Annotated in this window: 1 pseudogene; it reads left to right on the forward strand. The window is 71.5% G+C overall.

The features are described from left to right. Window positions 1-506, forward strand: a pseudogene (locus ACY34J_RS29065) (IS1182 family transposase); the annotation flags it as partial.

Below are 506 nucleotides of genomic sequence, written 5' to 3' on the forward strand. Positions count from 1 at the left end.
GTCTGCGGGCCGCGCTCGAGCAGCTCGCGGTGCAGGCGCCGGACTGGCTGCTGCGGCTGGTCGAGCCGGAGTGGGACAAGCGCTACGGCCGCAAGGTGGAGATCGGGAAAGTCCCCGGCGGGAAGGCCGGTGTGGTCGCGCTGGCCGAGACGTTCGGCCGGGACGGGCACAAACTCCTGACCGCGCTGTGGGCGCCAACCACCCCGCCACGGCTGCGGACACTCGCCCAGGTGGAGATCCTGCGGCGGGTGTGGGTTCACCACTACTACTGGGACGCCCGCGGGAAGCTTCGGTGGCGTGACGGGCACGCGCTGCCGCCCGCGTCGCTGCGGTTCGACTCCCCGTACGACACCGACGCCCACTACTGCGTCAAGCGGGACACCGCCTGGTCGGGGTACCGCACCCACTTCACGGAGACGTGCACCGAGAGCCTGCCGGAGGTGGTGGTGCACGTGGCCACCACGATCGCCCCGGTCCAGGACGGCGAGCTCACCGACCAGATCCAC

This window comes from Streptomyces sp. HSS9-12 (genome assembly GCF_054963655.1).